Annotated in this window: 21 protein-coding genes; 19 read left to right on the top strand and 2 right to left on the bottom strand. The window is 70.0% G+C overall.

Going from position 1 to position 22,365, the window contains the following annotated elements:
• The first annotated feature begins 1 nt into the window (after nucleotide 1).
• From ACWEVP_RS03950 to ACWEVP_RS03925, 6 genes are all read left to right on the top strand, one after another.
• Nucleotides 2-2,419 carry a hypothetical protein gene (locus tag ACWEVP_RS03950; protein ID WP_452061132.1) on the top strand — a complete coding sequence of 806 codons (2,418 nt, stop codon included), beginning with the start codon at nucleotides 2-4 and terminating at the stop codon, nucleotides 2,417-2,419.
• Nucleotides 2,419-4,395 carry a hypothetical protein gene (locus tag ACWEVP_RS03945; protein ID WP_452061131.1) on the top strand — a complete coding sequence of 659 codons (1,977 nt, stop codon included), beginning with the start codon at nucleotides 2,419-2,421 and terminating at the stop codon, nucleotides 4,393-4,395. Before ACWEVP_RS03950 ends, ACWEVP_RS03945 begins: the two co-directional genes overlap by 1 nt.
• Complete coding sequence (locus tag ACWEVP_RS03940) at nucleotides 4,383-4,829, top strand: hypothetical protein (RefSeq protein WP_452061130.1); 447 nt, start codon at nucleotides 4,383-4,385, stop codon at nucleotides 4,827-4,829. The genes ACWEVP_RS03945 and ACWEVP_RS03940 overlap by 13 nt, the downstream gene beginning before the upstream one ends.
• Before the next feature lie 53 nt (nucleotides 4,830-4,882).
• Nucleotides 4,883-5,191, top strand: a complete 309-nt coding sequence (locus ACWEVP_RS03935; protein ID WP_452061129.1) for a hypothetical protein — start codon at nucleotides 4,883-4,885, stop codon at nucleotides 5,189-5,191.
• A gap of 70 nt (nucleotides 5,192-5,261) precedes the next feature.
• A complete protein-coding gene (locus ACWEVP_RS03930) occupies nucleotides 5,262-5,495 on the top strand; it encodes a hypothetical protein (protein WP_452061128.1) in 234 nt (77 codons plus the stop codon).
• Nucleotides 5,492-5,935 carry a hypothetical protein gene (locus ACWEVP_RS03925; RefSeq protein ID WP_452061127.1) on the top strand — a complete coding sequence of 148 codons (444 nt, stop codon included), beginning with the start codon at nucleotides 5,492-5,494 and terminating at the stop codon, nucleotides 5,933-5,935. Before ACWEVP_RS03930 ends, ACWEVP_RS03925 begins: the two co-directional genes overlap by 4 nt.
• A gap of 277 nt (nucleotides 5,936-6,212) precedes the next feature.
• Here the strand turns inward: ACWEVP_RS03925 and ACWEVP_RS03920 are convergent, their stop codons facing one another.
• Nucleotides 6,213-7,268 (bottom strand): hypothetical protein, encoded by a 1,056-nt coding sequence (locus ACWEVP_RS03920; RefSeq protein WP_452061126.1) that lies wholly within the window; start codon nucleotides 7,266-7,268, stop codon nucleotides 6,213-6,215.
• A 91-nt stretch (nucleotides 7,269-7,359) separates the two neighbouring features.
• Between ACWEVP_RS03920 and ACWEVP_RS03915 the strand changes: the two genes are divergently transcribed.
• Complete coding sequence (locus ACWEVP_RS03915) at nucleotides 7,360-8,220, top strand: N-6 DNA methylase (RefSeq protein WP_452061125.1); 861 nt, start codon at nucleotides 7,360-7,362, stop codon at nucleotides 8,218-8,220.
• Between the two features lie 40 nt (nucleotides 8,221-8,260).
• Nucleotides 8,261-8,542 carry a hypothetical protein gene (locus ACWEVP_RS03910; protein WP_452061124.1) on the top strand — a complete coding sequence of 94 codons (282 nt, stop codon included), beginning with the start codon at nucleotides 8,261-8,263 and terminating at the stop codon, nucleotides 8,540-8,542.
• 525 nt (nucleotides 8,543-9,067) lie between these two features.
• On the opposite strand, the gene ACWEVP_RS03905 is transcribed toward ACWEVP_RS03910, so the two are convergent.
• Nucleotides 9,068-10,051 carry a LacI family DNA-binding transcriptional regulator gene (locus ACWEVP_RS03905; protein ID WP_452061123.1) on the bottom strand — a complete coding sequence of 328 codons (984 nt, stop codon included), beginning with the start codon at nucleotides 10,049-10,051 and terminating at the stop codon, nucleotides 9,068-9,070.
• Between the two features lie 191 nt (nucleotides 10,052-10,242).
• On the opposite strand from ACWEVP_RS03905, the gene iolC reads away from it, so the two are divergent.
• The 11 genes from iolC to ACWEVP_RS03850 all read left to right on the top strand — a co-directional run bounded on the left by iolC (nucleotide 10,243) and on the right by ACWEVP_RS03850 (nucleotide 21,935).
• On the top strand, nucleotides 10,243-11,196 hold the full coding sequence (gene iolC, locus ACWEVP_RS03900; RefSeq protein WP_452061122.1) for a 5-dehydro-2-deoxygluconokinase: 954 nt from the start codon (nucleotides 10,243-10,245) through the stop codon (nucleotides 11,194-11,196).
• The gene (locus ACWEVP_RS03895; RefSeq protein WP_452061121.1) at nucleotides 11,189-12,058 is read left to right on the top strand and encodes a Cgl0159 family (beta/alpha)8-fold protein; all 870 of its coding nucleotides are present in this window, start codon (nucleotides 11,189-11,191) and stop codon (nucleotides 12,056-12,058) included. Before iolC ends, ACWEVP_RS03895 begins: the two co-directional genes overlap by 8 nt.
• Nucleotides 12,055-12,876, top strand: coding sequence for a 5-deoxy-glucuronate isomerase (iolB, locus tag ACWEVP_RS03890; protein ID WP_452061120.1), 822 nt, complete (start codon nucleotides 12,055-12,057; stop codon nucleotides 12,874-12,876). Before ACWEVP_RS03895 ends, iolB begins: the two co-directional genes overlap by 4 nt.
• Nucleotides 12,873-14,732 (top strand): 3D-(3,5/4)-trihydroxycyclohexane-1,2-dione acylhydrolase (decyclizing), encoded by a 1,860-nt coding sequence (gene iolD, locus ACWEVP_RS03885; RefSeq protein WP_452061119.1) that lies wholly within the window; start codon nucleotides 12,873-12,875, stop codon nucleotides 14,730-14,732. The genes iolB and iolD overlap by 4 nt, the downstream gene beginning before the upstream one ends.
• Before the next feature lie 10 nt (nucleotides 14,733-14,742).
• Nucleotides 14,743-16,227: a CoA-acylating methylmalonate-semialdehyde dehydrogenase gene (locus tag ACWEVP_RS03880; RefSeq protein ID WP_452061118.1), complete on the top strand. Its 1,485-nt coding sequence runs from the start codon at nucleotides 14,743-14,745 to the stop codon at nucleotides 16,225-16,227.
• 14 nt (nucleotides 16,228-16,241) lie between these two features.
• The gene (locus tag ACWEVP_RS03875) at nucleotides 16,242-17,183 is read left to right on the top strand and encodes a TIM barrel protein (protein ID WP_452061117.1); all 942 of its coding nucleotides are present in this window, start codon (nucleotides 16,242-16,244) and stop codon (nucleotides 17,181-17,183) included.
• Nucleotides 17,184-17,272: 89 nt separating this feature from the next.
• Nucleotides 17,273-18,718 carry a sugar porter family MFS transporter gene (locus tag ACWEVP_RS03870; RefSeq protein WP_452061116.1) on the top strand — a complete coding sequence of 482 codons (1,446 nt, stop codon included), beginning with the start codon at nucleotides 17,273-17,275 and terminating at the stop codon, nucleotides 18,716-18,718.
• Nucleotides 18,719-18,720: 2 nt separating this feature from the next.
• Complete coding sequence (locus tag ACWEVP_RS03865) at nucleotides 18,721-19,062, top strand: universal stress protein (RefSeq protein ID WP_452061115.1); 342 nt, start codon at nucleotides 18,721-18,723, stop codon at nucleotides 19,060-19,062.
• A 16-nt stretch (nucleotides 19,063-19,078) separates the two neighbouring features.
• Nucleotides 19,079-20,095, top strand: a complete 1,017-nt coding sequence (locus tag ACWEVP_RS03860) for a Gfo/Idh/MocA family oxidoreductase (protein ID WP_452061114.1) — start codon at nucleotides 19,079-19,081, stop codon at nucleotides 20,093-20,095.
• Nucleotides 20,092-20,955 (top strand): sugar phosphate isomerase/epimerase family protein, encoded by an 864-nt coding sequence (locus tag ACWEVP_RS03855; RefSeq protein WP_452061113.1) that lies wholly within the window; start codon nucleotides 20,092-20,094, stop codon nucleotides 20,953-20,955. Before ACWEVP_RS03860 ends, ACWEVP_RS03855 begins: the two co-directional genes overlap by 4 nt.
• Entirely contained in the window at nucleotides 20,952-21,935 is a 984-nt protein-coding gene (locus ACWEVP_RS03850) for a sugar phosphate isomerase/epimerase family protein (protein WP_452061112.1), read from the top strand. Before ACWEVP_RS03855 ends, ACWEVP_RS03850 begins: the two co-directional genes overlap by 4 nt.
• Nucleotides 21,936-22,365 lie beyond the last annotated feature (430 nt).

Raw genomic sequence — 22,365 nt, 5'->3', positions numbered from 1 at the left:
TATGGGAACGAACGCGAAAGCCGGCCACGCCGCCTACGCCGTTGCGCCCACCGGTGCGTCCGCCGAGGCGCCGGCGTCGGCAGATGACGCGATCCTGCAGCACCTCGTCGCGGTGTGCGCCTACGCCGTGGAGCCGGCGAACGCGGCGGAGGAGAACCTCAAGTTCGTGGCGGGCATCGTGGCCGGCGGCGTCGACCCCGAGGACCCGCTCGGGCCGCCCGCGATCGACCTGCCGGACGATCCGGTCGAGGGGTACGGCGTGTTCTCGGCCGCCGTCGCCAGCGCGCTCGCCGCCGAGAGCCAGCTGTCCGACACTGCGGCCGGTCCCTACCAGCAGCAGCTGCAGGCGCTGACCGCCGAGTACCTGGCCGGCCTCACGCCCGAGGAGCTCGAGGCGGCCGCGGCGGCGGCCGGGTTCGAGAACCCGGAGCTGGTCGGGTTCACCGGGCACGCGCCCCACCCGCTCGCGGTGTGGCTCGACCCGTCCATACCGGCCGACGCCGATGCCAAGAAGAAGATCCAGGCCCTCGCACAGGCTCGCCACGACGCCTTGTGCGCCGGGGCGGAGATCAACGGCAAGGGCCTTGGGCAGTGGGACCTTGCGGCGGCGTCATCTGCGCTGCCGGAGGGGTTCGACAGCTGGCTGGCGACCGAAGCCGACCTCGCCGAAGTCCAGTACGACCTCGACACCGCCGCAGCGGTGGTCGCTCACTTCGGCGAGGACGCGAAACCTGAGCAGGTCGCTCAGCTGGTGCGCCTGGAAAACCGGATCGCCACCGCGCAGAATTTCGAATCGGGCGTCGACTACGGGACCGCCACCGCGGCGGCCCGCCACCACGTCGACGAGCTGCTCGGTGCCGTCACCGCCGCCCAGCTCGGCAACGCCGTGGCAGAAGCCAAATACCACGGTCAAATCACCGACGCACAGCTTCAGACGCTCGACGCGCATCAAGTCCTGCAGCTGATGCGCGCGTCGACGCCGGCTGTCGAACGCCAGGACATCGCCGACACTGTCGCCGAACGAACGGCGCTGCTGGCCAACTCCGCCACCTGCGCCGCCAACGTCAGCGCCGCGCTCGAGGCCGGCCCTGTTGATGCGTCGAATGCCGGAGCGCTGGTGGAGGAGCTGCGGGCGATCGCCGAGGTCCACACAGCGGCGGCCTCGTGGGACACCTTCAGCGCGGCTCCGCTGAACCAGGCGGTGATGCAGGCCGGCCAGGCGAAGGTGCTCGCGTGGGCCGACGAGCTGAAGGTCGGCGCTCTGCGGAAGTTCCTCAGCGACACTGGCGTCACTACCGCGGCGCAAGCGGCCGTGGCGACCAAGTCCCAGCTCGGCAAGCTGCTGCAGGGCCACCTGAGCAACTCGAGCGCGGTCGTCACCGCGGTCAAGAACGAGCTGCCGCCACCGAAACCGGCGGCCAAGCCCGTCAACGCGCCATCCCCGAAGCCGGCGGAAGCAACGTCGGCCGCCAAGCCGAGCAGCCGATTCGGGATGCAGCACGCCCAGTTGCTCGCCGCGCTGCAGCAGGCCCAGGCCGCCCACGCCGCCGTCCCGAAGCCGATGGACGCCGCCGCGGTCGCGGAGTGGGACTTCGGACCGGGCACACCGGCGAACCTCGGCGGCACACACCCCAAGACCCTCCACACCGGACCCGACGGCGCCACCTGGATCGCGAAACGCGAAGGCAAGCCACACGCCGGCGCCATCACCCACACCGAGGCCGCCGCCTCACGTCTGGCCGCCCGGGCCGGGCTGCCCGTCGTCCCGGTCTACGCCACGAAGGTCGACGGCCACCCCGTCAGCGTCCAGCCCCTGCTGGCCGGCGCGAAGCCGATCTCGGGTAGCGAGTCGAGCTGGTCGCAGGCCGACGTCGACGAGATCGTCCGGCTGCACGTCACCAGTTGGGCGCTGGGCAACCACGACGCCCACCACGACAACGTCCTGCGCACCAGCACCGGCGGCCTCGTCCCCATCGACCAGGGCCAGGCCTTCAAGAACTTCGGCCACGACAAGCTGAAACTCGGCTACCGGCCCAGCACCACGGCCGTCTACCACCAGGTCTACGACGCCCACCTCGCCGGCCAGCTGGGCAAGGGCGTGCAGGTGAACCCGGCCGCGGCGCACTCGGTGATCCGCCGGCTCGAAGCAGTCCCCGACGCCGAATGGCGCGCCACCCTGCACACCGTCGCCCACGCCGGCGCCGCGCAGAACCTGACCTGGGTCGCGCCCATGCGGGCCCGCGCGGCGAAAACCCTCGGCATCGTCGAGTCCGCGGTCACCACCAAGCAGATCGCCGAGGCCTTCCTCGACCACGCCGTCGAGCGGAAGAACAACCTGCGGCGCGACTTCGTCGAGTTCTTCACCGGCGACCTGAAGATCGCCTCCGCCGCGGCCCTGCAGCACTTCGGCAAAGGCTGATGGGCACCAACGCCAAAACCACGCACACCCCATACGCCCTCGCGCCCGCCGGTAGCGACGAGCAGGGGGAGGTCGACGAGCCGATCCAGACCGACGACGACGTCGGCGAACCGCCGCTGACCGTCGTCGATGAGCTGCCGCTCGAACAGGGTCAGCTCCCGGTGACGCCGATCCCGCTGACCCCGGACGTCGGGCACGCCTACGGCGAACCCGTCCTCGTCGGCGGCGCCGACCTGCTCGCCTCGACCGCCACGCTGGTCAGCTACGCCAGCGATCACGGTCCCCGCACCGTGCTGCACGCCCGCGTCGACGAGGACGCCGAGGCCAAACTCCTGGACGCGCTGAACATCAGCCCGGAGATGGTTCCGACGCAGGTCGAGCAGCAGGTCACCGGCCGGCTGCCGATCGATGAGCAGCACAGCGTCGCCGAGAAGATCATCACCGCGGCTAAGAGCGTCAACCACCACATCGCCAACGGCACCCTCACGGCCGGCGGCGCGACCCCCGGGACGACCGCGGCGAAGATCGACGCCGCGGAGACCGCCATCGACGGGCTCGCCGGCGACCTCGGCGACGCCTCGCCCGTCGAGCAGGCGATGCTCGACCACTACGTGGCCCAGTTCCAGGCCGTCCAGCACGCCGTCTCCTCCGGCACCCCGGTCGACCACGTCACGCCGTTTCTGCACGAGGGCACCGCGGTGGTGACCGTCATGGTCCCGGCCCTGCCGTCGGAGTCGTTCGGCGGCGCTGCGGTCGCGGTGCTGCGCGCTGCGACGCGGATCAAGCCGACGCTGGACGCCGACACCGGGCAGGCGAGCTGGGGTGGCGATCGCACGACCGGCGTGCTGGGCAAGGAGTACGCGATCGACCTCGGCGAGGGTTACCAGGCGGTGTACCGCCCCTACGGTGTCAACGATCCGGCGAAGAGCGAGTACAGCCTGCGCGGCCGGCTCGAGATCATCGCGCCTGCAGGGGAGGGGCACGGGCCCGACGTCGTCCGCCGGCTTGGTCAGCTGAATCTCGCGAACCGGCCGATGACCCGCGACGAGGGGGAGTACAGCTATCTCGCCGCCAACGTCACCGCGCAAAGCCTCGGCGCGCATGCCGAGGTCGCGGCCGCGCAGGTCACCGGGGATCACCTCGAGGAGATGGTCCGGCAGGAGCTCTTCCACGAACGCGCTCACCAGGCGGTCGGCATGAGCGACGCTCAACTGGCGGAGTTCGCCAAGGACATCCAGCTCGAGGCGCACACCCGCGCGTTGCCGGCGAAGGTGGGGGTGCTGCGCGACGCGGTCGCCAAGGCCACCGGGTTCGCCGACGGCGCCGCGCTTGCGTCCAGTCCGGGCTACGACCCGGCGCCACGGCGCACGGCCGGCTGGCTCTCGTGGACGCGCTTCGATGTCGGCAACGCCACCGGCAAGCTCACGGCCGCGACTGCCGGCCGGTCCCTGACCCACTCGACATCCTTCACCGGACTGAAGGCAATGCTCGCCACCGGAGTCCTGGCCTCCACCGAACGCCGGGCGACGATGGGAACCGGCACAGGTATCGGCAAGAGCGAGGACGCGGACAAGCTCACCGGAGGCGCGAGCTCGGTCTTCCTGCGAATGCGGCAAAGCTCCTCGCTCGACAACTCGCCCACCCTGGTGTGGGACCAGCCGGAGCGGCTCCTGGCTCGCGCCGACTACTACGGCGCCAATGCCGACACCTTCGGCGTGATCAACCCGGCCAAGGCCGGCGAGTATGCCAAGGCGCCGCTGACCCGGAATCCCTTCAAAATCGCGAAGTTCAGCAATGCCTGCAACGAGGTCATGTTCGCCGACGGGATCGATCTGCTCGGCGCCGAAGGCCCCAGCCGCATCCTCTGCAAGACCACCGCGCAACGCGACGAGATCAAGGCGCTCCTGCACGGCAAGGGCGTCGCCAGCATCGCCGGCAAGCCGATCGAGGAAGTCGTCACACTATGCAGCACCTGACCGATGACACGCTCTGGACCACGCTCGGCGAGTTGCTTCGCGGCAGCGGCCAAGACGTCGGCGACGATCTGCCGGGAGCAGAACTGGTCGTGTTCGAGGGCGGAGTCGAGGTATTCCGAGCTGCACTCGCGCGGCACGCCCGTCGCGACCGCGATGACCCGGCGCTCATCTGGATCCGCCCGCTCGTCGCGCCTGCGGCCTCGCATGACGGGCTGCCGGCCTTTGACCTGGCGGTCGTGCGCCGCCGCGCGCTTCACGTCGCCGACGCTCGGATCGACGGGGACGGCCTGGCGCTCGACCTACACAGCGGCCAGCACGCACGCATCGAACCCGCACACGACGACTGCCTCGCTCGGCTGCAGGACTTCGACACCTGGATGACCACCCTCGCCCTCGAGCAGCGCACCGACCTCGAAGGGCTCGAGCACGACTGAATTCCGGCGGGACGGGGGCGACGTGTCTTCACCGAACGAAGCGGTGAGGCCACATGGGAGAAGAAGTCACGCCGACACCCAGGGCTGTCGAATGGGTCACCCATCACGGCGAGGCCCACGGCCACCTGCTCATCCGGGCCGGAACCCTCAGCGAGATCATCCAGCGCGCCCAGGCTACGCCAGGCACGGAGCGGGCGCGCCTGAAGATCCACCCCGGTTGGTGGCGCACCGAACGCTGCCGATGCCGACAGACCCTGGCCAGTTCGAACCACCCAGCCTGGCACTACCGCCCGGCGGCAGCGACGGACGACGGGGCATGGCGCGGTGCTGAAGTTCGGCTGATCCTCACCTGCCGCACGTGATCATGAATTAGTGGGCCTCGGCCACAGCCCTGTCTTCGTCGCACCGACGATTCGCCAGTGGGAGACAAGCATGGACGAGTACACCGAGGACGATCTCGACAACGCCGCCGCCTACGCGGCCCAAGGCTACGACCTCGACCAGGACGAAGCACGCAGCCTGGTCGACCTGGTCGCCGGAGCGCTCGGCGACGGCGGTGACGCGATCGACGACGCCGCGTGGGACGTGCAGAACCGCGACGCGCGCATCGACGGACAGAACTTCGTCGAAGACGTCGCGACGAACCTCGGCTACGACTTCCCATGACCACCGGCTTGGACGACGGCGCCGAGAACTACCTGGTGCTGCAACGAAAGGGGCAGCTGTTTCCGGCGGTCACGCTCGCCGCCTATCGGCTGCACCGAATCCCGGTCTGGCGCGACCGGGCACCGGTCGATCCGCAGCCGGCGTTCGACGCGCTGGAAAACGCCGTCGTCCAAGCAACGTTCTTCGGCGACGAAACCCTCAACGTAATGCTCGACAGCGTGTTGGTCACAGGCCGGTCCCTAGTGGAGACAGTTCGGATGATTCAGGACTCCAGTCGTGCGGGTTTCGGCGGCACCGTGCAGGAACCTCAACGTGGTGACGACGACGTTGCACGGCAGAAGTTCCAGGACACGATCGAGGGCTTCGTGACCGTCGCGCGGGCAGATCTGCGCATCGAGGGGGCTTGGCGGTCAGCGTTTGGTGATTCGCCAGCGACGTGACGAAGGGTCCCACGTCGCTTCCGCGTAGAGTCGGTTGAAGTCCGGGAAGCCGGTGTCGGTCGTGAGGTCGAAGATAAGGCAGTCCTGCAAGCCAGGCCAGTGCCCGTCCTAACGGTCGGCGCCGCACCGGCGTGCGGCGGTGCAACTGTTTCGCTGAAGTCCCGTTTTCAGGCAGCGGGCGACGTCGCACATCCGATCGTGCTTCCTGCTGGCAGCGGCATCGCAGCCAGGACACGTTTCGCTGAAGCAGGCTTCCATGCCCATTGTGGACCCTCCTTCAATCGCGAGGGCGGTCGAGCGGGGTGTCGACGAGGTTGACCTTCTTGGAGATCTGGACCGGTGCGTCGGCGGGTCCCCGCCAGTGCCCGGCGACAGGCGTGAGTTTGCGCAGCTGTCGACCGGGTCCGTAAGCCTGGCGCCGGAAGAACGGAGCGACCGGGAACCGCACGCTCACGGTGCGACTCGAAGGCTCGCCCCGGCGCGCGGACTTCGAGGACGTCCGATGCCGCACTGACACGACGCGAACCGGTGACGTCGTGTGCCCGGCACGTTCGGCCCGGACGCGCTGAGTTCGGGGCAGATGTTCCTCCGCCGTGTCGGTCAGCGTGTTGGGGCTGCAGAAGATCCAGCCCGCATGGACGGTCTGCAGCCAGGTGATCGTCGTCTCGGCGGCCGCGACCTTGCTCGGGTCGATCGATCGGACGCGTGGCAGCGACTTGTCGAGCGCCGGCGCGGTCGCGCCCCACGGCAGGTAGATTTCGTTGTCCCACGTCAGTTCGGCGTGTTGGCGCCGGGCCGAGACCTCAGCCTGCCGCTCGGTGGCGCCGGCTTCGCGGGCCAACCTCTTGGTCGTCGCGAAGTCCGTGACGCTCCAGAAGCTCAACCACAGCCCGCCGGTCTCACTGGTCAGCAACTCCGTGCCACCCCACGACACACCGACGATGTCGATCCGCTTGCCGTCGGTGTCCCGGATGTACTCGGCCATCGGCTCGGCGAACAGCATGAAACCGGTCTGGGCGGGAAGGTCGTGTGGCTGGATCTCCCACTTGTCCTGCAGGCTCGGCGCCGCTTGGCGGACGAGCTTCGTGATGTCGGCGGTCACGTAGAACAGCTGCGCGTCGCGGAGCCGCTGGTATTCGTCGGCCAGCAGGAGCACGGCTCCGGCTTCCGGGCCGGCGTCCGGCCGGAGGGTTCCGCGCCCTTCTCGCAGTGCTTTCGCGGTGAACAGGTACGCGTACTCGGTTTGCAGATAGTCGGCGAGGTGCTCGCGTAGAGCGGGCAGCTCTCGCGGTGCGGGTGGCCGCCACCGGGCTGGCTCGGGTTTAGACGTCATCGCAGCTCCATAAACCTTGTGTACTTGGTCATCTCGGTTTACGGTAAGCAAACTGCGAGTACTAAGTCAACAAGGATATTTGGAGGACGCGATGAATCACCGAGCGGGTGCGGCCGGGCCGGGGAACCCGATCAACGCCGAGTGTCATGCCCTGAAGATAGCCGTCGAGGTGGCTCGGGCCTGGCACCGCGGCGGCGGGCCCGACCGGCCGGATGTGCCGCTGGGGATCGTCGCCACACTGGCGCTCGCCGGCCTGGCCGGACGCCGGAATGTCGACTTCGCGGAGTGGGTCCGTGGCCGGTCGCCAGCCGAGTTCCTCGGCTTGGCTCGCTGGGTGTGGCGAGCGGTGCTGGCGCAGCGACCGGACGTCCTGCGCATGGCCGCTCCCATCGTGGACTGGCTCCACGGAGGGGACGAGCAGCTGGCCGTCCGCATCAAACGCACCGCCGACGCCGCCCTTGCGGCAGGGCAGCTCGAGCTGACCAGTGGTGACCGCCGGTTCGGCGCCGACCTGTTCGGGCCGGTGCTCGGCGCGCTGCGGTCTCCGGCGGCCACGAAGGTCGACGCCCAGATGTACACCCCTGGAGACGTCGCCCTCGCTCTGACCTCGGTCATGCTCGGGGACGTCAAGCCTGGCCAGTCCTTCGTCGACGACACGGTCGGCACCGGCGGGCTCTTCCGGGCGGCAGCGCAGGTGATCCGCAATCGCGGCTTGGACCCGACGGCTTTGACTTGGTACGGCGCCGACGTCGACGAGCTGGCGGTTGCGGCCGCCGCGGTCAACAGCGTGCTCTGGCAGCTCGGCCCGAACGTCGTCCTCTACGTCGGCGACCCGCTTGCCGAACCGGACTGGTCGGCCGCGGCTGCCCAGCAGAAGGTGCAGTTCCTGCGAGAGGTCAATGCATTGCGGGGCGTGCTGGTGGCGCTGGACCTGGAGAACACGCCGAGGTAAGTGCCCAGGTCGCAGCGGCAGTCCCTGCTAGGTTCGCCGGGTGGGCGACGGCCAGCGCAAGATCACCGACGGTCCTCCGGCGAACCCGGACACGACCTACCGCTACGTCGACATGGTCGAAATCGCCGGCTGGTTCGGCATCACCCACCGTGCGGTCGCCAACTGGCGCTCTCGTTACGCCGACACGCACCCTTTTCCCGAGCCCGACGTCATCATCGGCCGCACGCCGGGGTGGGCCCGGGATCGCAGGCCTGAGATCGAGATGTGGGCGGCCGGCCGTCCCGGCCCGGGAGTCGGAGGTGGGCGGCCGCGGAAGCTGTGACCGCCCAGTCGGCGGCCGTCATCCCGCGTGGCCGACGGCGCTCCTTAATGGGTCACCCCCTGGTTCGACGGCGAAGCCTTCCGAGGCCGCTTAGCCTCCCTCGTCGGTCCCTTCGTTCACTGTCTTGGTTCAGCTGAGCCGGTAGAGACGTCCGCTCTGGATGGCTAGCACGGCGAGGACTCCATGAGTGGTGTCGGCCGTTTCCTGGCCGCGCAATGCGACCTGCTCCAGCAGCTCTGGCCCAAGTGGGGCGGCTCGTGGGAGGCCGCGCACGCCTTCGTCCGCGCCGGAAGCGTGCCTGCTGTTACTCCGCAGCGAAGGGGCGCTTGTTGACCACTGTCGAGCTTGCGGAGATGGTCGGCCACCTCGTGAGGAACTGGCCGAGGCCAGGCAGGGGCAGGCGCGGAGCCGCTGTTCGAGCTCGGTTCGGTTGAGCTGGAACTGACGATCGCAATGCCCAGGGAGGCGGGCCGTCTGCGAAGGTCAAGTTCTGGGCGGCCGAACTGGGCGCGTAGTGCCGCGACGTCACCCGAGCTGGTCGCGCGGCGGCCCGGTCGTCCCTCGCACCACCAGCTTGGGGTCAAGGACGGTTTCCGTTGGCAAAGCCGAGTCGTCTTCGAGGCGGCTGATCGCCACGCGGACCGCGTGTTCCGCCAGTCCCGTCGCGTCCTGGCGGACCGTCGTCAGGTCGATGTGAGACAGGTGGGACAGGTGACTGTCGTCGTAGCCGACCACGGAAATGTCGCGGGGCACCTCCAACCCGGCCCGGGTCAGGGTGGCCATCAGGCCGATTGCGCACCGGTCGTTGCCCGCCAGCACCGCGGTCGGCAGATGGTCCTCGGCCAGCAGCTGCCGGGCTGCGGCCATGCCGGCCTCTTCATCGTGGGCGCCGGGCAGCACGCGGTCGGGGAGTTTGTGACGGCGGACGGCCGCCCGGTACGCGCGGCGGCGGTCGGCCGAGCCAGGTTCCTTGCCGCCGTCGATGTGGACGATCTCCCGGTGGCCCAGCTCTACCAGGTAGTCGATCGCCTGGCGGACCCCCTTCGTGTCGGCCGTGTGGACGCTGTCGACGTGGGCGCCCGGCAGCCGCCGTCCGACGATCGACACGACGGTGCGGCGCCCCAGCTCGTCCAGGGTGCGGTACTCGGCGGTGGGGCCGAGCAGGATGAGGGCCTCGCACCGGTGGGACAGCAGCGCTTCGACGGCTTTGGCCTCGTCCCGCGCCGGCGCCGTGGCTGACAGCAGCACGTCGTAGCCGAGCCGTTCGGCTTCGGGGTAAATCCCTTCGACGAGGTCGGCCTGGAACGGCTGGTGCACCGTCAGCATGACGCCGAGGGTGCGGCTGCGGCCGCGGGCGAGCAGCCGCGCGGCGTTGTCCGGGCGGTAGCCCAGCTCCTCCGCCGCAGCGAACACGCGGTCGCGGGTCTCCTGGCTGGCACCGGGCTGACCTCGGAAAACCAGCGAGACGAGCGCCCGGGAGACGCCGACCTTCGCAGCGACGTCCGCCATCGTGGGCTTGGCTGACCTGCTCGTGGGTTCGCCGTCGTGCACGTCCGCTCCGCCTCTGCTCCGTTGGCCGGAATCTGCCACCCCGATTCTTCCAGGGCCTTGACATCCCGTGTTCGAGGACAGCATAGTTCCTGCCACTAGAGCGCGCTAGTAGAGCGCGACAGTCAGCGTGACGCGGCGGAGGTACGCAGGTGGAACCGGAGTTCGAGGTGCTGACCATGGGCCGGGTGGGGGTGGACGTCTACCCGCAGCAAGTCGGGGTCGGGCTGGAGGACGTCACGTCCTTCGGCAAGTTCCTGGGCGGCAGTGCGACCAACGTGGCGGTCGCCGCGGCCCGCCACGGCCGCCGGTCGGCCGTGGTCACCAAGGTCGGGGCCGACCCGTTCGGCCGGTTCGTCTACAAGGCCCTGGGCGGCTACGGGGTTTCGGACCGTTTCGTCGGCGAGTCCGCGGACCTGCCCACCCCGGTGACGTTCTGCGAAATCTTCCCGCCGGACGACTTCCCGCTCTACTTCTACCGCGCGCCGAAGGCGCCTGACCTCGACATCGCGCCGGACGAGGTCGACTTCGACGCCGTCCGGGCCGCGGACGTGTTCTGGGTGACCGTCACCGGGCTGTGTGAGGAACCGAGCCGCGCCGCGACCCTGGCGGCGCTGGAAGCCCGCGGCCGCCGGGGCGTCACCGTGCTCGACCTCGACTACCGGCCGATGTTCTGGGCCTCCCGCGACGAGGCTCGGCACTGGGTCGGCGAGGCCCTGCGCCATGTCACCGTCACCGCTGGGAATCTCGACGAGTGCGAGACGGCGGTCGGCACCCGCGACCCGCACGAGGCAGTCAAAGCCCTGCGAGACAAGGGTGTTTCGCTCGCGGTCGTCAAGCAGGGCCCCCGCGGCGTGCTCGCGGCCGACGACGACGGGCCGGTCGAGGTGCCGCCCGTCCCGGTCGAGGTGGTCAACGGCCTCGGTGCCGGTGACGCGTTCGGCGGCGCGCTCTGCCACGGCCTGCTCGCCGGCTGGGACACCCGCCGCACGATCGGATTCGCCAACGCCGCCGGCGCGCACGTCGCCGGAGAGCTGTCCTGCGCCGACGCCATGCCCACCGAGGCCCAGGTCCTTGCCAAGCTCGCGGAGGTCTCCCGTGTCTGACCGTGTCCGCACGATCGTCACCACTCGCGTCCAAGACCCCGGCGCGATCGCCGAGGCCGCGGCGAAGCGCGCCAAGGCGAAGTCCGTGCTCGGCGACCACGGCCGGGCCATGATCATCGCCGCCGACCACCCTGCCCGCGGCGCGAACGCCGTCGGCGCCGACCCGGCCGCCATGGCCGATCGCGGTGAACTGCTCGACCGTCTGTGCGTCGCGCTCGAGCGCCCCGGCGTCACCGGTGTCCTCGGGACCGCCGACATCCTCGAGGATCTGCTGCTGCTCGGCGTGCTCGACGGCAAGAGCGTGTTCGGCTCGATGAACCGCGGCGGCCTCGCGGGGTCGGCGTTCGAGATCGACGACCGCTTCACCGGCTACGACGCCGAAACCCTCGCCGACCTCGGCTTCGACGGCGGCAAGATGCTCACGCGCATCGCGCTGGAGGACCCGGCCACCGCCGATGCGCTCGAAAACTCCGCCCACGCGATCGACGCTCTCAACGACCGCGCCCTCATCGCCATGGTCGAACCGTTCCTGTCCCACTGGGAGAACGGCCGCATCCGCAACGACCTCACCCCGGACGCGGTGATCAAGTCGATCACCATCGCCTCCGGTCTCGGCCGGCGCACCGCGTACACCTGGCTCAAGCTCCCGGTAGTGGACGACATGCCCCGCGTCCTGGCGGCTTCCACGCTGCCGGTGCTGCTGCTCGGCGGCGAAGTAGCCGACGCCGAGGCCGCCTTCAAGGCCTGGCGGCAGGCGCTTGCTCAGCCGACCGTGCAGGGCCTGGTCGTCGGCCGGTCGCTGCTCTACCCGGCCTCCGGCGACGTCGCCGGCGCGGTCGACCGGGCGGTGAGCCTGCTGTGAGCAAGCACCACCTGCCCGCGCTGTCCACGAGCGACGGTCCCTTCCCGACGGTCGTCAGACCCGAATCCGCCGGCTGGGGCTACTCCGGCCTGCGCATCCTCGACCTGCCGCCAGGTGGCTCGGCCCGGATCACCACCGGCGACGCCGAGCACCTCGTCCTCCCATTGTCCGGATCCTGCCGCGTCACGACCGACGGCGACGTCTTCGACCTGGCGGGCAGGAAGGACGTCTTCGATGGCGTCACCGACTTCGCCTACCTGCCGCGCGACACGGAGTTCACCGTCACCAGCGACGCCGGGGGCCGCTTCGCGCTGCCGTCCGCGCGGTGCGAGAAGCACCTGCCAGCGCGGTACGGCCCGGCCGCCGACGTGCCGAGCGAAGCCCGCGGCGCCGGCACGTGCGCCCGCGAGGTGCACAACTACTGCCTGCCGGGCACGTTCGACGCCGATCGGCTGCTGGTCTGCGAGGTGCTCACCCCGGGCGGGCACTGGTCGTCCTACCCGCCGCACAAGCACGACGAGCACGGCGAGAACGAGCGCGAACTGGAGGAGATCTACTACTTCGAGGTCGCCGGCGACGGGATGGGCTACCAGCGCGTCTACGGCACCGAAGACCGCCCGATCGACGTGCTCGCCGAGGTTCGCTCCGGCGACGTCGTGCTCGTGCCGCACGGCTGGCACGGCCCGTCGATGGCCGCGCCCGGCTACGACCTCTACTACCTCAACGTCATGGCCGGCCCCGGTACGGACCGAGCGTGGCTGATCACCGACGATCCGGCGCACGCCTGGGTCCGCGAAACCTGGGGGAGCGTCCGATGAGGCTGACCACCGCTCAGGCACTCGTCCGGTTCCTGGCCGTCCAGTACAGCGAGCGCGACGGCGTCGAACAGCGGCTCATCCCCGGCTGCTTCGGCATCTTCGGCCACGGCAATGTCGCCGGGCTCGGCCAGGCCCTGTTGCAGGCCGCCGAGACCGGCGAAGCTGACCTGCCGTACTACCTGGGCCGCAACGAGCAGGGCATGGTCCACGCCGCCGCGGCCTACGCCAAGACCCGCGACCGGCTGGCGACCTTCGCCTGCACCGCGTCCACCGGCCCGGGCTCGACCAACATGATCACCGGTGCCGCGCTGGCCACCACCAACCGCCTCCCGGTGCTCCTGCTGCCCAGCGACATGTTCGCCACCCGCGCGCCGGACCCCGTGCTCCAGCAGCTGGAGGACCCCCGTGCCGGAGACGTCACGGTCAACGACGCCTTCCGTCCGGTATCCAAGTACTTCGACCGCATCACCCGGCCCGAGCAGCTGATCCCGGCCGCCCTTTCCGCGATGCGGGTGCTCACCGACCCGGCCGAAACCGGCGCCGTGACGCTCTGCCTGCCGCAGGACGTCCAAGCTGAGGCCTACGACTGGCCGGAGGAGTTCTTCCGCCGCCGCGTCTGGCACATCGGACGTCCGGTACCCGAACCGGACGCCGTGATCCGCGCCGTCGAAGCACTGCGCAAGGCCCGGAAACCGCTGATCGTCGCCGGCGGCGGGGTCGTCTACGCCCAGGCCACCGCACAGCTGCGCGCGTTCGCCGCGGCCACCGGCATCCCGGTCGCCGACACCCACGCCGGCAAGGGCGCGATCCCGTGGGACCACCCGTGCGCGGTCGGCGGCCTCGGCTCGACCGGCACGGCGGCCGCCAACGCACTCGCCGCCGAAGCCGACGTCGTGCTCGGCATCGGCACTCGCTACAGCGACTTCACCACCGCCAGCCACACCGCCTTCGGCGACCCGGTGTTCGTCAACCTCAACGTCACGCGCCTCGACGCGGTCAAGCACGCGGCGATCCCGCTGCAGGCCGACGCCCGCCTCGGCATCGACGCCCTGCACCAGGCCCTCGACGGCTGGCAGGTCGACGACGCGTACCGCACCCGCCCCCGGCTGCTGGCCGACGACTGGCGCCGCACCACGGACGCCTGCTTCACCGCCGGGCATGGGCCCCTGCCCGCACAGACGGAGATCCTCGGCGCGCTGCAGGACGTACTCGACGACCGAGATGTCGTGATCAACGCCGCCGGCTCGCTCCCCGGTGACCTCCAGATGCTCTGGCGCGCCCGCGACCCCAAGTCGTATAACGTCGAATACGCCTACTCGTGCATGGGCTACGAAGTCGCCGCGGGGCTCGGGGTCAAGCTCGCGGCGCCGGACCGCGAGGTCGTCGTGCTCGTCGGTGACGGCTCGTACCTGATGATGGCCCAGGAACTGGTCACCATGGTGTCCGAAGGACTCAAGGTGATCGTGGTACTCGTGCAGAACCACGGGTTCGCCTCGATCGGCTCACTCTCGGAGTCCTTGGGTTCGCAGCGGTTCGGCACGCAGTACCGCTACCGCGGCGACACCGGCCGGCTCGACGGCGGTGTGCTGCCCGTCGACCTGGCGGCCAACGCGGCCAGCCTCGGCGCGAACGTGCTCCAAGCGTCCACCGTCGCGGACTTCCGCGCCGCCATGGCCCAGGCGAAGGCGGCCCGGGCGACGACCGTCGTGCATGTGGAAACCGACCTCTACGGCCCGAATCCGCCGGGATCCGGCTGGTGGGACGTCCCGGTGAGCGAAGTGTCCGAACTGGACACCACCCGCAAGGCCCGCGAAGACTACGCCGCCGCGAAACGCGGCCAGCGCCACTACCTCTAGGAGAACCAGCGTGCAGACCATCGAACACCGGATCAACGGCTCCGCCGCCGGTTCCGGCCGGGCCGCCCCGGTCTACAACCCGGCCACCGGCCGGCAACAGGCAGAAGTCCTCCTAGCCGGCAAGTCCGAGGTGGACACCGCCGTCGCCGCGGCGGGCAAGGCCTTCGAAACCTGGGCCAACTCGTCGCTCTCGCAGCGATCCCAGATCCTGTTCGCCTTCCGCGAGCTGCTCGTCCGGCACGAGACCGACCTGGCGAAGATCATCTCGGCCGAGCACGGCAAGGTCCTCGACGACGCCCGCGGCGAGATCGTCCGCGGCCGCGAGGTCGTCGAGTACGCCTGCGGCATCGCCGACGCGCTCAAGGGCGGCTTCTCCGACCAGGTTTCCCGCGACGTCGACGTGCTCAGCTTCCGCCAGCCCCTCGGCGTGTGCGCCGGGATCACGCCGTTCAACTTCCCGGTGATGGTCCCGTTCTGGATGCACCCGATGGCCATCGCCACCGGCAACACCTTCGTGCTCAAACCGAGCGAGCGCGTCCCCTCGGCGTCGAACCTCGTCGCCGAGCTGTACGCCGAGGCCGGCCTGCCCGACGGGGTCTTCAACGTCGTGCACGGCGACAAGACCGCCGTCGACGCGCTGTTGGAGCACCCGGACGTTGCCGCGGTGTCGTTCGTCGGGTCGACGCCCATCGCGAAGTACGTCCACGAGCGCGCCACCGCGACCGGCAAGCGCGTGCAGGCACTCGGCGGCGCGAAGAACCACGCCGTGGTCCTGCCGGACGCCGATCTGGAGTTCGCCGCCAACCACCTGACTGCGGCGGCGTTCGGCTCGGCCGGGCAGCGGTGCATGGCGATCTCGGTCTCCGTCGCGGTCGGCGACGCCGCGGACGCGCTGGTCGCGACGCTGGCCGCCAAGGCCCGTGCGGTCAAGGTCGGTCCCGGCGACGACCCGGCCAGCGAGATGGGCCCGGTCATCACCGCCGCGGCCAAGGACCGCGTCGAGAACGCCGTCGCGACCGCCGCCGCCCAGGGCGCCACCGTGGTCGTCGACGGCCGTGAGCTGGACGCCGGGGGCGACGGCTTCTTCACCGGCCCGTCGCTGGTCGACCACGTCCGGCCGTCGATGGACGTCTACCGCGACGAGGTTTTCGGTCCCCTGCTCGCCGTCGTGCGCGTCGAGACCCTCGACGAGGCGATCGCCCTGATCAACGCCAACCCCTACGGCAACGGCACCGCGCTGTTCACCTCCAGCGGCGAGGCCGCGCGCCGGTTCCAGCGCGAGGTGCGGGTCGGGATGATCGGCGTCAACGTGCCGATCCCGGTCCCGATGTCCTACTACTCCTTCGGCGGCTGGAAGGACTCCCTGATCGGCGACAGCCCGATCCACGGCCCCGAGGGCATCCGCTTTTACACCCGCCCGAAGGTCGTCACGACCCGATGGCCGCGCGTCACCCGATCCGTCGACGCCGCCTTCCACTTCCCGACCTCGTCCTAGAAAGGGCCCCTTCCGTGACAACGACGTCCGCACGCACCGTCGCCGGCAATCTCTGCCTGGGCTCCGCGCCCGACTCCTGGGGGGTCTGGTTCCCCGAGGACGCGCAGCAGGTGCCCTACACCCGCTTCCTCGACGAGCTCGTCACCGCCGGCTACACCTGGCTGGAGCTCGGCCCGTACGGCTACCTCCCGACCGACCCGCGTGAACTGGCCGACGCGCTGAGCGTTCGCGGCCTGCAGGTCTCCGGCGGCACCACGTTCGGCGCCCTGCACCGCCCGGAGGCCTGGGACACGATGCTCGCCGAGACCCGCCGGGTCGCCGAGCTGACCGCCGCGGCCGGAGCGCACCACCTGGTCTACATCCCGCCGATGTACCGCGACGAGAAAACCGGCGAGTACACCGAAAGCCCGGAGCTGACCGCCGAGCAGTGGAACTCCCTCGGCGGCCGCGCGAACGAGCTCGGCCGGATCCTGCTGGAGGAGTACGACGTGCAGCTGTGCCTGCACCCGCACGCCGACAGCCACATCCAGACCCAGCCCGAGATCGAGCGGTTCCTGAACGAGACCGACTCGCGCTACGCGAACCTGTGCCTCGACACCGGGCACGTGGCTTACGGCGGCGGTGACAACCTCGACCTGATCCGCCGGTTCGGTGAGCGTGTCGGGTACGTCCACATCAAGCAGATGGACGCCGACGTGCTGGCCCACGTCGCCGCCGAGAAGCTTTCCTTCGGGGAGGCGGTGAAGCGCGGTGTCTGCGTCGAGCCGCCCGCCGGCGTGCCCGACCCGGCGTCGATCGTCGACGCGCTGGCCGCCCTGGACGCGGATCTGTTCGTCATCGTCGAGCAGGACCTCTACCCCTGTGCCGCCGAGGTGCCGCTGCCGATCGCGGTGCGCACCCGCGAGTACCTGGCCGGGTGCGGCTTGTCCGGCCGCAAGCGGCCCGCCGCCCGCTGAACCATCCGACGCACCAGGGATCCACGGGGACACCAAACCGATCCGCGCCGGTGGGGACCGGCGCACCACTCCTGCACAGGAGCACATCCATGGCACACAGCGCAGCAACGAAGCCGCCGGCTGTTCCGCTCGACACCAAGGGCCCGCACGGGCGCCGCCTCCGGCTGGTCACGATCATCGCCACCTTCGGCGGCCTGCTCTTCGGCTACGACACCGGCGTCATCAACGGAGCCCTGCCCTACATGGCCACCGACCTCGGGCTCACCCCGTTCACCGAAGGCCTGGTCACCAGCTCCCTGCTGCTCGGCGCCGCCCTCGGCGCGGTCGTCGGCGGGCGGCTGTCCGACCGGCGCGGCCGGCGCAGGAACATCCTCATGCTGGCCGTCATCTTCTTGCTCGGCACGCTGACCTGCACCTTCGCCCCAACCACGGCGGTGATGGTGCTGGGCCGGTTCGTCCTTGGCCTCGCCGTCGGCGGCGCGTCGGTCACCGTGCCGACCTACCTCGCCGAGGTGTCGCCGACCGAACGGCGGGGACGGCTGGTCACCCAGAACGAGCTGATGATCGTCACCGGCCAGCTGCTCGCCTTCACCTTCAACGCGATCATCGGCAACGCCTTCGGCGAGTCCGGCGGCGTCTGGCGCTGGATGCTCGTCATCGCGACCTTGCCGGCGGTCGTGCTGTGGTTCGGCATGCTCGCCATGCCGGAAAGCCCGCGCTGGCTGGCGTCGAAGGACCGCTTCGCCGATGCGCTGGCCGTGCTGAAGCAGGTCCGCTCGGCGCAGCGCGCCCAAGCCGAGCTGGCCGAGGTCGAGCAGCTGGCGCTGGAGGACAAGAAGTCCCAGACCGGCGGCTTGCGCGACCTGGCGACGCCGTGGATCCGGCGGCTCGTGTTCGTCGGGATCGGGATCGCGATCGTCCAGCAGATCACCGGCGTCAACTCGATCATGTACTACGGCACGCAGATCCTGAAGGACGCCGGCTTCTCGGCCAACGGCGCCCTGACGGCGAACATCGCCAACGGCGTCATCTCGGTGCTGGCCACGTTCGTCGGGATCTACCTGCTGGGAAAGGTGAACCGGCGGCCGATGCTGATCGTCGGGCAGCTCGGCACGACGACTGCGCTGCTGCTGATCGGCGTGTTCTCCCTGCTGCTGCCGGCGGGGGAGGGCCGCGCGTTCGTCGTGCTGGCGCTGACGGTCACGTTCCTGGCGTTCCAGCAGGGCGCGATCTCGCCGGTCACCTGGCTGATGCTCTCGGAAATCTTCCCGCTCAAGCTGCGCGGGTTCGGGTTCGGCATCTGCGGGCTGGTGCTCTGGCTGACGAACTTCGCGATCGGGCTGACCTTCCCCGTGCTGGTCGACGCCCTGCACATCTCGAACACGTTCTTCATCTTCGTTGTCCTCGGCGTCGCAGCGATCACCTTCGTCGCGAAGGTCGTCCCGGAAACCCGGGGCCGCTCGCTGGAAAACCTGGAAACCGAGCTGCACACCCGGTTCACCCGGGAGCCCGCCATCGCCGGAACGGAGGCCTGACCATGGCGATCCTCGTGGCCGTCACCGATTCCGAGGAAGGCGACCTCGCGCTGGCCCGCGCGGCTGAGGAAGCCGAGCTGCGGCGCACCCCGCTGCTCGTGGCGAACCTGCGGTTGAGCCCGCTCGAAGCACCCGCCGACGCGAAGGTGCTCGAACGGCCGCCGAACGTCGACGTCGCCGACCACGTCCTGGCGCTGCTCGACGAGCGCGCCGGCGAGGTCGACCTGCTGGTCATCGGCATGAAACGTCGTTCGCCGGTGGGCAAGCTCGTGCTGGGCAGCCTCGCCCAGCGCCTGCTGCTCGCCGCGGACGTCCCCGTCTTGGCCGTGAAGACGGCCGACTGAGAAAGGAGAGCCCGCCGTGACCGTACGGGTGGGAGTGATCGGGGCCGGCATGATCGGCCAGGACCACGTGCGACGCCTGACCGATGTCATCACCGGCGCGGAGGTCGTCGCCGTGACCGACCTCGACGCCGCGCGCGCCACCGAGGTCGCCACCGCGGTGGGGGCCCGTGCCGTCGAGTCCGCCGATGTCCTCATCGGACTGCCCGAGGTAGATGCCGTGCTGGTGACGTCGTGGGGGCCGACGCACGCCGAGCACGTGCTGGCCGCCATCGCCGCCGGCAAGCCGGTGTTCTGCGAGAAACCGCTGGCCACCGAGGCCGCGGACTGCCTGCGGATCGTCGAGGCCGAGATGGCGTTCGGACGCCGGCTGGTCCAGGTCGGCTTCATGCGGCGCTACGACCGCGGCTACCGCGAGCTGAAGTCCGTTCTGGACGCCGGTGAGATCGGCGTGCCGCTGATGGTGCACTGCGCGCACCGCAACGCGACCGTGCCGGAGTCGTACCACTCGGAGATGGCCGCGCTGGACACCGCCGTGCACGAGATCGACGTCTTGCGCTGGCTGCTCGACGACGAGATCACCGGCGTCCAGGTCCTGACGCCGCGGCGGACCCGCCACGCCCGCGAGGGGTTGCGGGACCCGCAGATCATGCTGTTCGAGACCGCGGCGGGCGTCCGGATCGACCTTGAGGTGTTCGTCAACTGCCAGTGGGGCTACGACATCCAGTGCGAGGCGGTGGGGGAGACGGGGCTGGTTCGCCTCCCCGAGCCGGCGCGCGCCGCGGTCCGGACGTCGGGTACGACCCGGACCGCCGTCCCGGCGGACTGGCGCGAACGGTTCGTGACAGCCTTCGATGTCGAGTTCCAGGAGTGGGTCGACGCCGTCGCGGTGGGCGAGCCGACCGGGCCGTCGGCCTGGGACGGCTACGCCGCCACCGTGATCGGCGACGCGCTGGTCGAAGCTTTGCGGACCGGCCGGATCGTCGGCGTCACGATGAAGGACCGGCCCGCCTTCTACGCCGGAGGTGCGCGGTGAAGATCGCCCTCGACCCGTACATGTTGCGGAAGCTGCCGATGGCCGAGATGGTACGGACGGTGGCGGACATCGGCTACGAGTACATCGAGCTGTCGCCCCGCGATGACTTCATGCCGTTCTTCCTGCATCCGCGAGCCGACGACGGCAAGGTCGCCGAACTCAAGGCGGTGCTGCGCGAGTCCGGCGTGTCGCTGTCGAGCGTGCTGCCGCTGTACAAGTGGTCCAGCCCGGACGAGACCGAGCGGCAGGCCGCCGTGCGGTACTGGAAGCGGATGATCGAGGTCACCGCCGAGCTCGGCTGCGAGCTGATGAACTCCGAGTTCAACGGCCGCCCGGAGCGTGCGGCCGAGAGCGAGGCCGCGTTCTGGCGTTCGATGGAGGAGCTGCTGCCGGTGTTCGAGCGCGAGGGCATCGCGCTCACCCTCGAGCCGCACCCGGATGATTTCTGCGAGGTCAACGACGCGGGTGTCGACCTGGTGCGGGCGATCAACAAGCCGTGGGTGAACTACCTCTACTGCGCGCCGCACACGTTCCACCTCTCCGGCGACGACCCCGGTGCCGACGTCGGCCGGATGCTGCGCTACGCGGGACCGAAGCTGACGCACTTGCACCTCGCCGATTCGTTCAACCACAAGGGTTCTTCGGGCCTGCGGTACATCATGAACCCGCCCGGCACGCCGGCGCGGATCCACCAGCACCTCGACATCGGCCAGGGCGAAGTCGACTGGGACGCGTTCTTCGGCACCCTGCGGGACATCGAGTTCGACGGCGTCGCGACGGTCTGCGTCTTCGCCTGGGAAGAACGCGCCGTCGAATCCTCGAAATTCATGCTCGAACGTGTCACGAAGGAGCTGGGATGAAGCTCGGCGTCTACACCGCGATCCTGCACGACCGGCCCCTCGCCGAGGCCCTGGACGTGATCGCGTCGCTCGGTCTCACGGGAGCCGAGGTGAACGCGGGCGGCTTCCTCCCCGCGCCGCACCTGCCGGTCGCCGACCTCCTCGACGGTTCGCTGGCCGCCGCCGACTACCTGGCTGTGTTCGAGAAGGCGGGGTTGGAGCTGACCGGGCTCAACGTCAACGGCAACGTCCTGCACCCCGACTCGGCGGTCAGCGGGCCGGACGCCGAGGAGCTGGAACGCGCGATCCGCGTCGCTGGTCTGCTCGGCGTTGGCCGGGTGGTCGCCATGTCGGGGTTGCCGGCCGCCGAGCCGGTTGGCACGGTCCCGGCCTGGAACGTCGTCCCGTGGGACAGCGCGTACCTGGATTCCCTGGAGTACCAGTGGGAGCTGGCAGCCGAGTTCTGGCGGCGGATCGACGCGCTCGCCGTCGAGCACGGCGTGAAGGTGTGCCTGGAGATGCACCCGCACAACCTGGTCTTCAACCCGGCGACGCTGCGGCGGCTGGTCGAACGGATCGGTGCCCGCGCGCTGGGCGCGGAGCTGGACCCGAGTCACCTGTTCTGGCAGGGCATCGACCCGGTCGCGGCGGTAGAGGACCTGGGCGAGCTGGTCTTCCACGCCGCGGCGAAGGACACGCGGATCAACGACCGGGCCCGCGTGAACGGGGTGCTGGACGACCGCTTCACCCGGGTCACTCGCGATCCGGTGTCCCTGGGCGGCCGGTACACGCTGAACGCGTGGCCGCCGGCGTCGAGCTGGGACTTCGTCGCGGTCGGCCGCGGGCACGACACTGCGTGGTGGACGGAGTTCCTGCGTGCGTTGCGCAAGGTCGACCCGGACATGGCGGTCAACATCGAGCACGAGGATCTCGAGCTGGGCACCTTGGACGGCCTGCAGGTGGCGGCAGCAGCCCTGATGAAGGCAGCGGCCGGGGCATAGTCGCCTTCCTTCATGCTCGACTTCGGCGGCCACCGCGAGTCGATTCGGTCCGACCGGCCAGACCGCTCCGCCATGTTCCGCCGGCCAACGGCCTTCTCGCCCGCATGGACAATCGGCCTGGACTAACGTGCGAACCTTTTTGGTTTGTCCGCTTCTTCGTCGAAGCGTCGTCGCCAGACGGTGGTGGCCGGATTTCCCGGGCTGAATGCTGGACAGGACAGGTCCCTTGCGCGGTGCTCCACTCGCCGTCCGGCCAGCCCGATGCGCTGGAGGCTTCGGCCATGCTGCAGATCTACTGCTCGAGCTAGTCGGCTCGCCAAGGGCGCAGGTGCCAGGCGCGCAGCCGATATGCCGGGGACTGTCTGATGATCGGCGAGGCTCCGCTAAGCACCTCAGAAGACCAACGGTATCTGAACCCGCTTGTTAAGAG

The organism is Amycolatopsis sp. NPDC003865 (assembly GCF_053605345.1).
Note: the sequence above shows the minus strand (reverse complement) of the source record. Positions and strands in the feature narration are given on the sequence as shown.

Excerpts from the sequence above, each read along its gene's own strand:
- ACWEVP_RS03850 (WP_452061112.1), top strand. The coding sequence starts at position 20,952 with ATGAAGCTCGGCGTCTACACCGCGATCCTGCACGACCGGCCCCTCGCC.
- ACWEVP_RS03935 (WP_452061129.1), top strand. The coding sequence starts at position 4,883 with ATGGGAGAAGAAGTCACGCCGACACCCAGGGCTGTCGAATGGGTCACC.
- ACWEVP_RS03915 (WP_452061125.1), top strand. The coding sequence starts at position 7,360 with ATGAATCACCGAGCGGGTGCGGCCGGGCCGGGGAACCCGATCAACGCC.
- ACWEVP_RS03925 (WP_452061127.1), top strand. The coding sequence starts at position 5,492 with ATGACCACCGGCTTGGACGACGGCGCCGAGAACTACCTGGTGCTGCAA.
- ACWEVP_RS03950 (WP_452061132.1), top strand. The coding sequence starts at position 2 with ATGGGAACGAACGCGAAAGCCGGCCACGCCGCCTACGCCGTTGCGCCC.
- ACWEVP_RS03870 (WP_452061116.1), top strand. The coding sequence starts at position 17,273 with ATGGCACACAGCGCAGCAACGAAGCCGCCGGCTGTTCCGCTCGACACC.
- ACWEVP_RS03945 (WP_452061131.1), top strand. The coding sequence starts at position 2,419 with ATGGGCACCAACGCCAAAACCACGCACACCCCATACGCCCTCGCGCCC.
- ACWEVP_RS03920 (WP_452061126.1), bottom strand. The coding sequence starts at position 7,268 with ATGACGTCTAAACCCGAGCCAGCCCGGTGGCGGCCACCCGCACCGCGA.
- iolD (WP_452061119.1), top strand. The coding sequence starts at position 12,873 with ATGAGGCTGACCACCGCTCAGGCACTCGTCCGGTTCCTGGCCGTCCAG.
- ACWEVP_RS03865 (WP_452061115.1), top strand. The coding sequence starts at position 18,721 with ATGGCGATCCTCGTGGCCGTCACCGATTCCGAGGAAGGCGACCTCGCG.
- ACWEVP_RS03930 (WP_452061128.1), top strand. The coding sequence starts at position 5,262 with ATGGACGAGTACACCGAGGACGATCTCGACAACGCCGCCGCCTACGCG.
- ACWEVP_RS03940 (WP_452061130.1), top strand. The coding sequence starts at position 4,383 with ATGCAGCACCTGACCGATGACACGCTCTGGACCACGCTCGGCGAGTTG.
- ACWEVP_RS03905 (WP_452061123.1), bottom strand. The coding sequence starts at position 10,051 with ATGGCGGACGTCGCTGCGAAGGTCGGCGTCTCCCGGGCGCTCGTCTCG.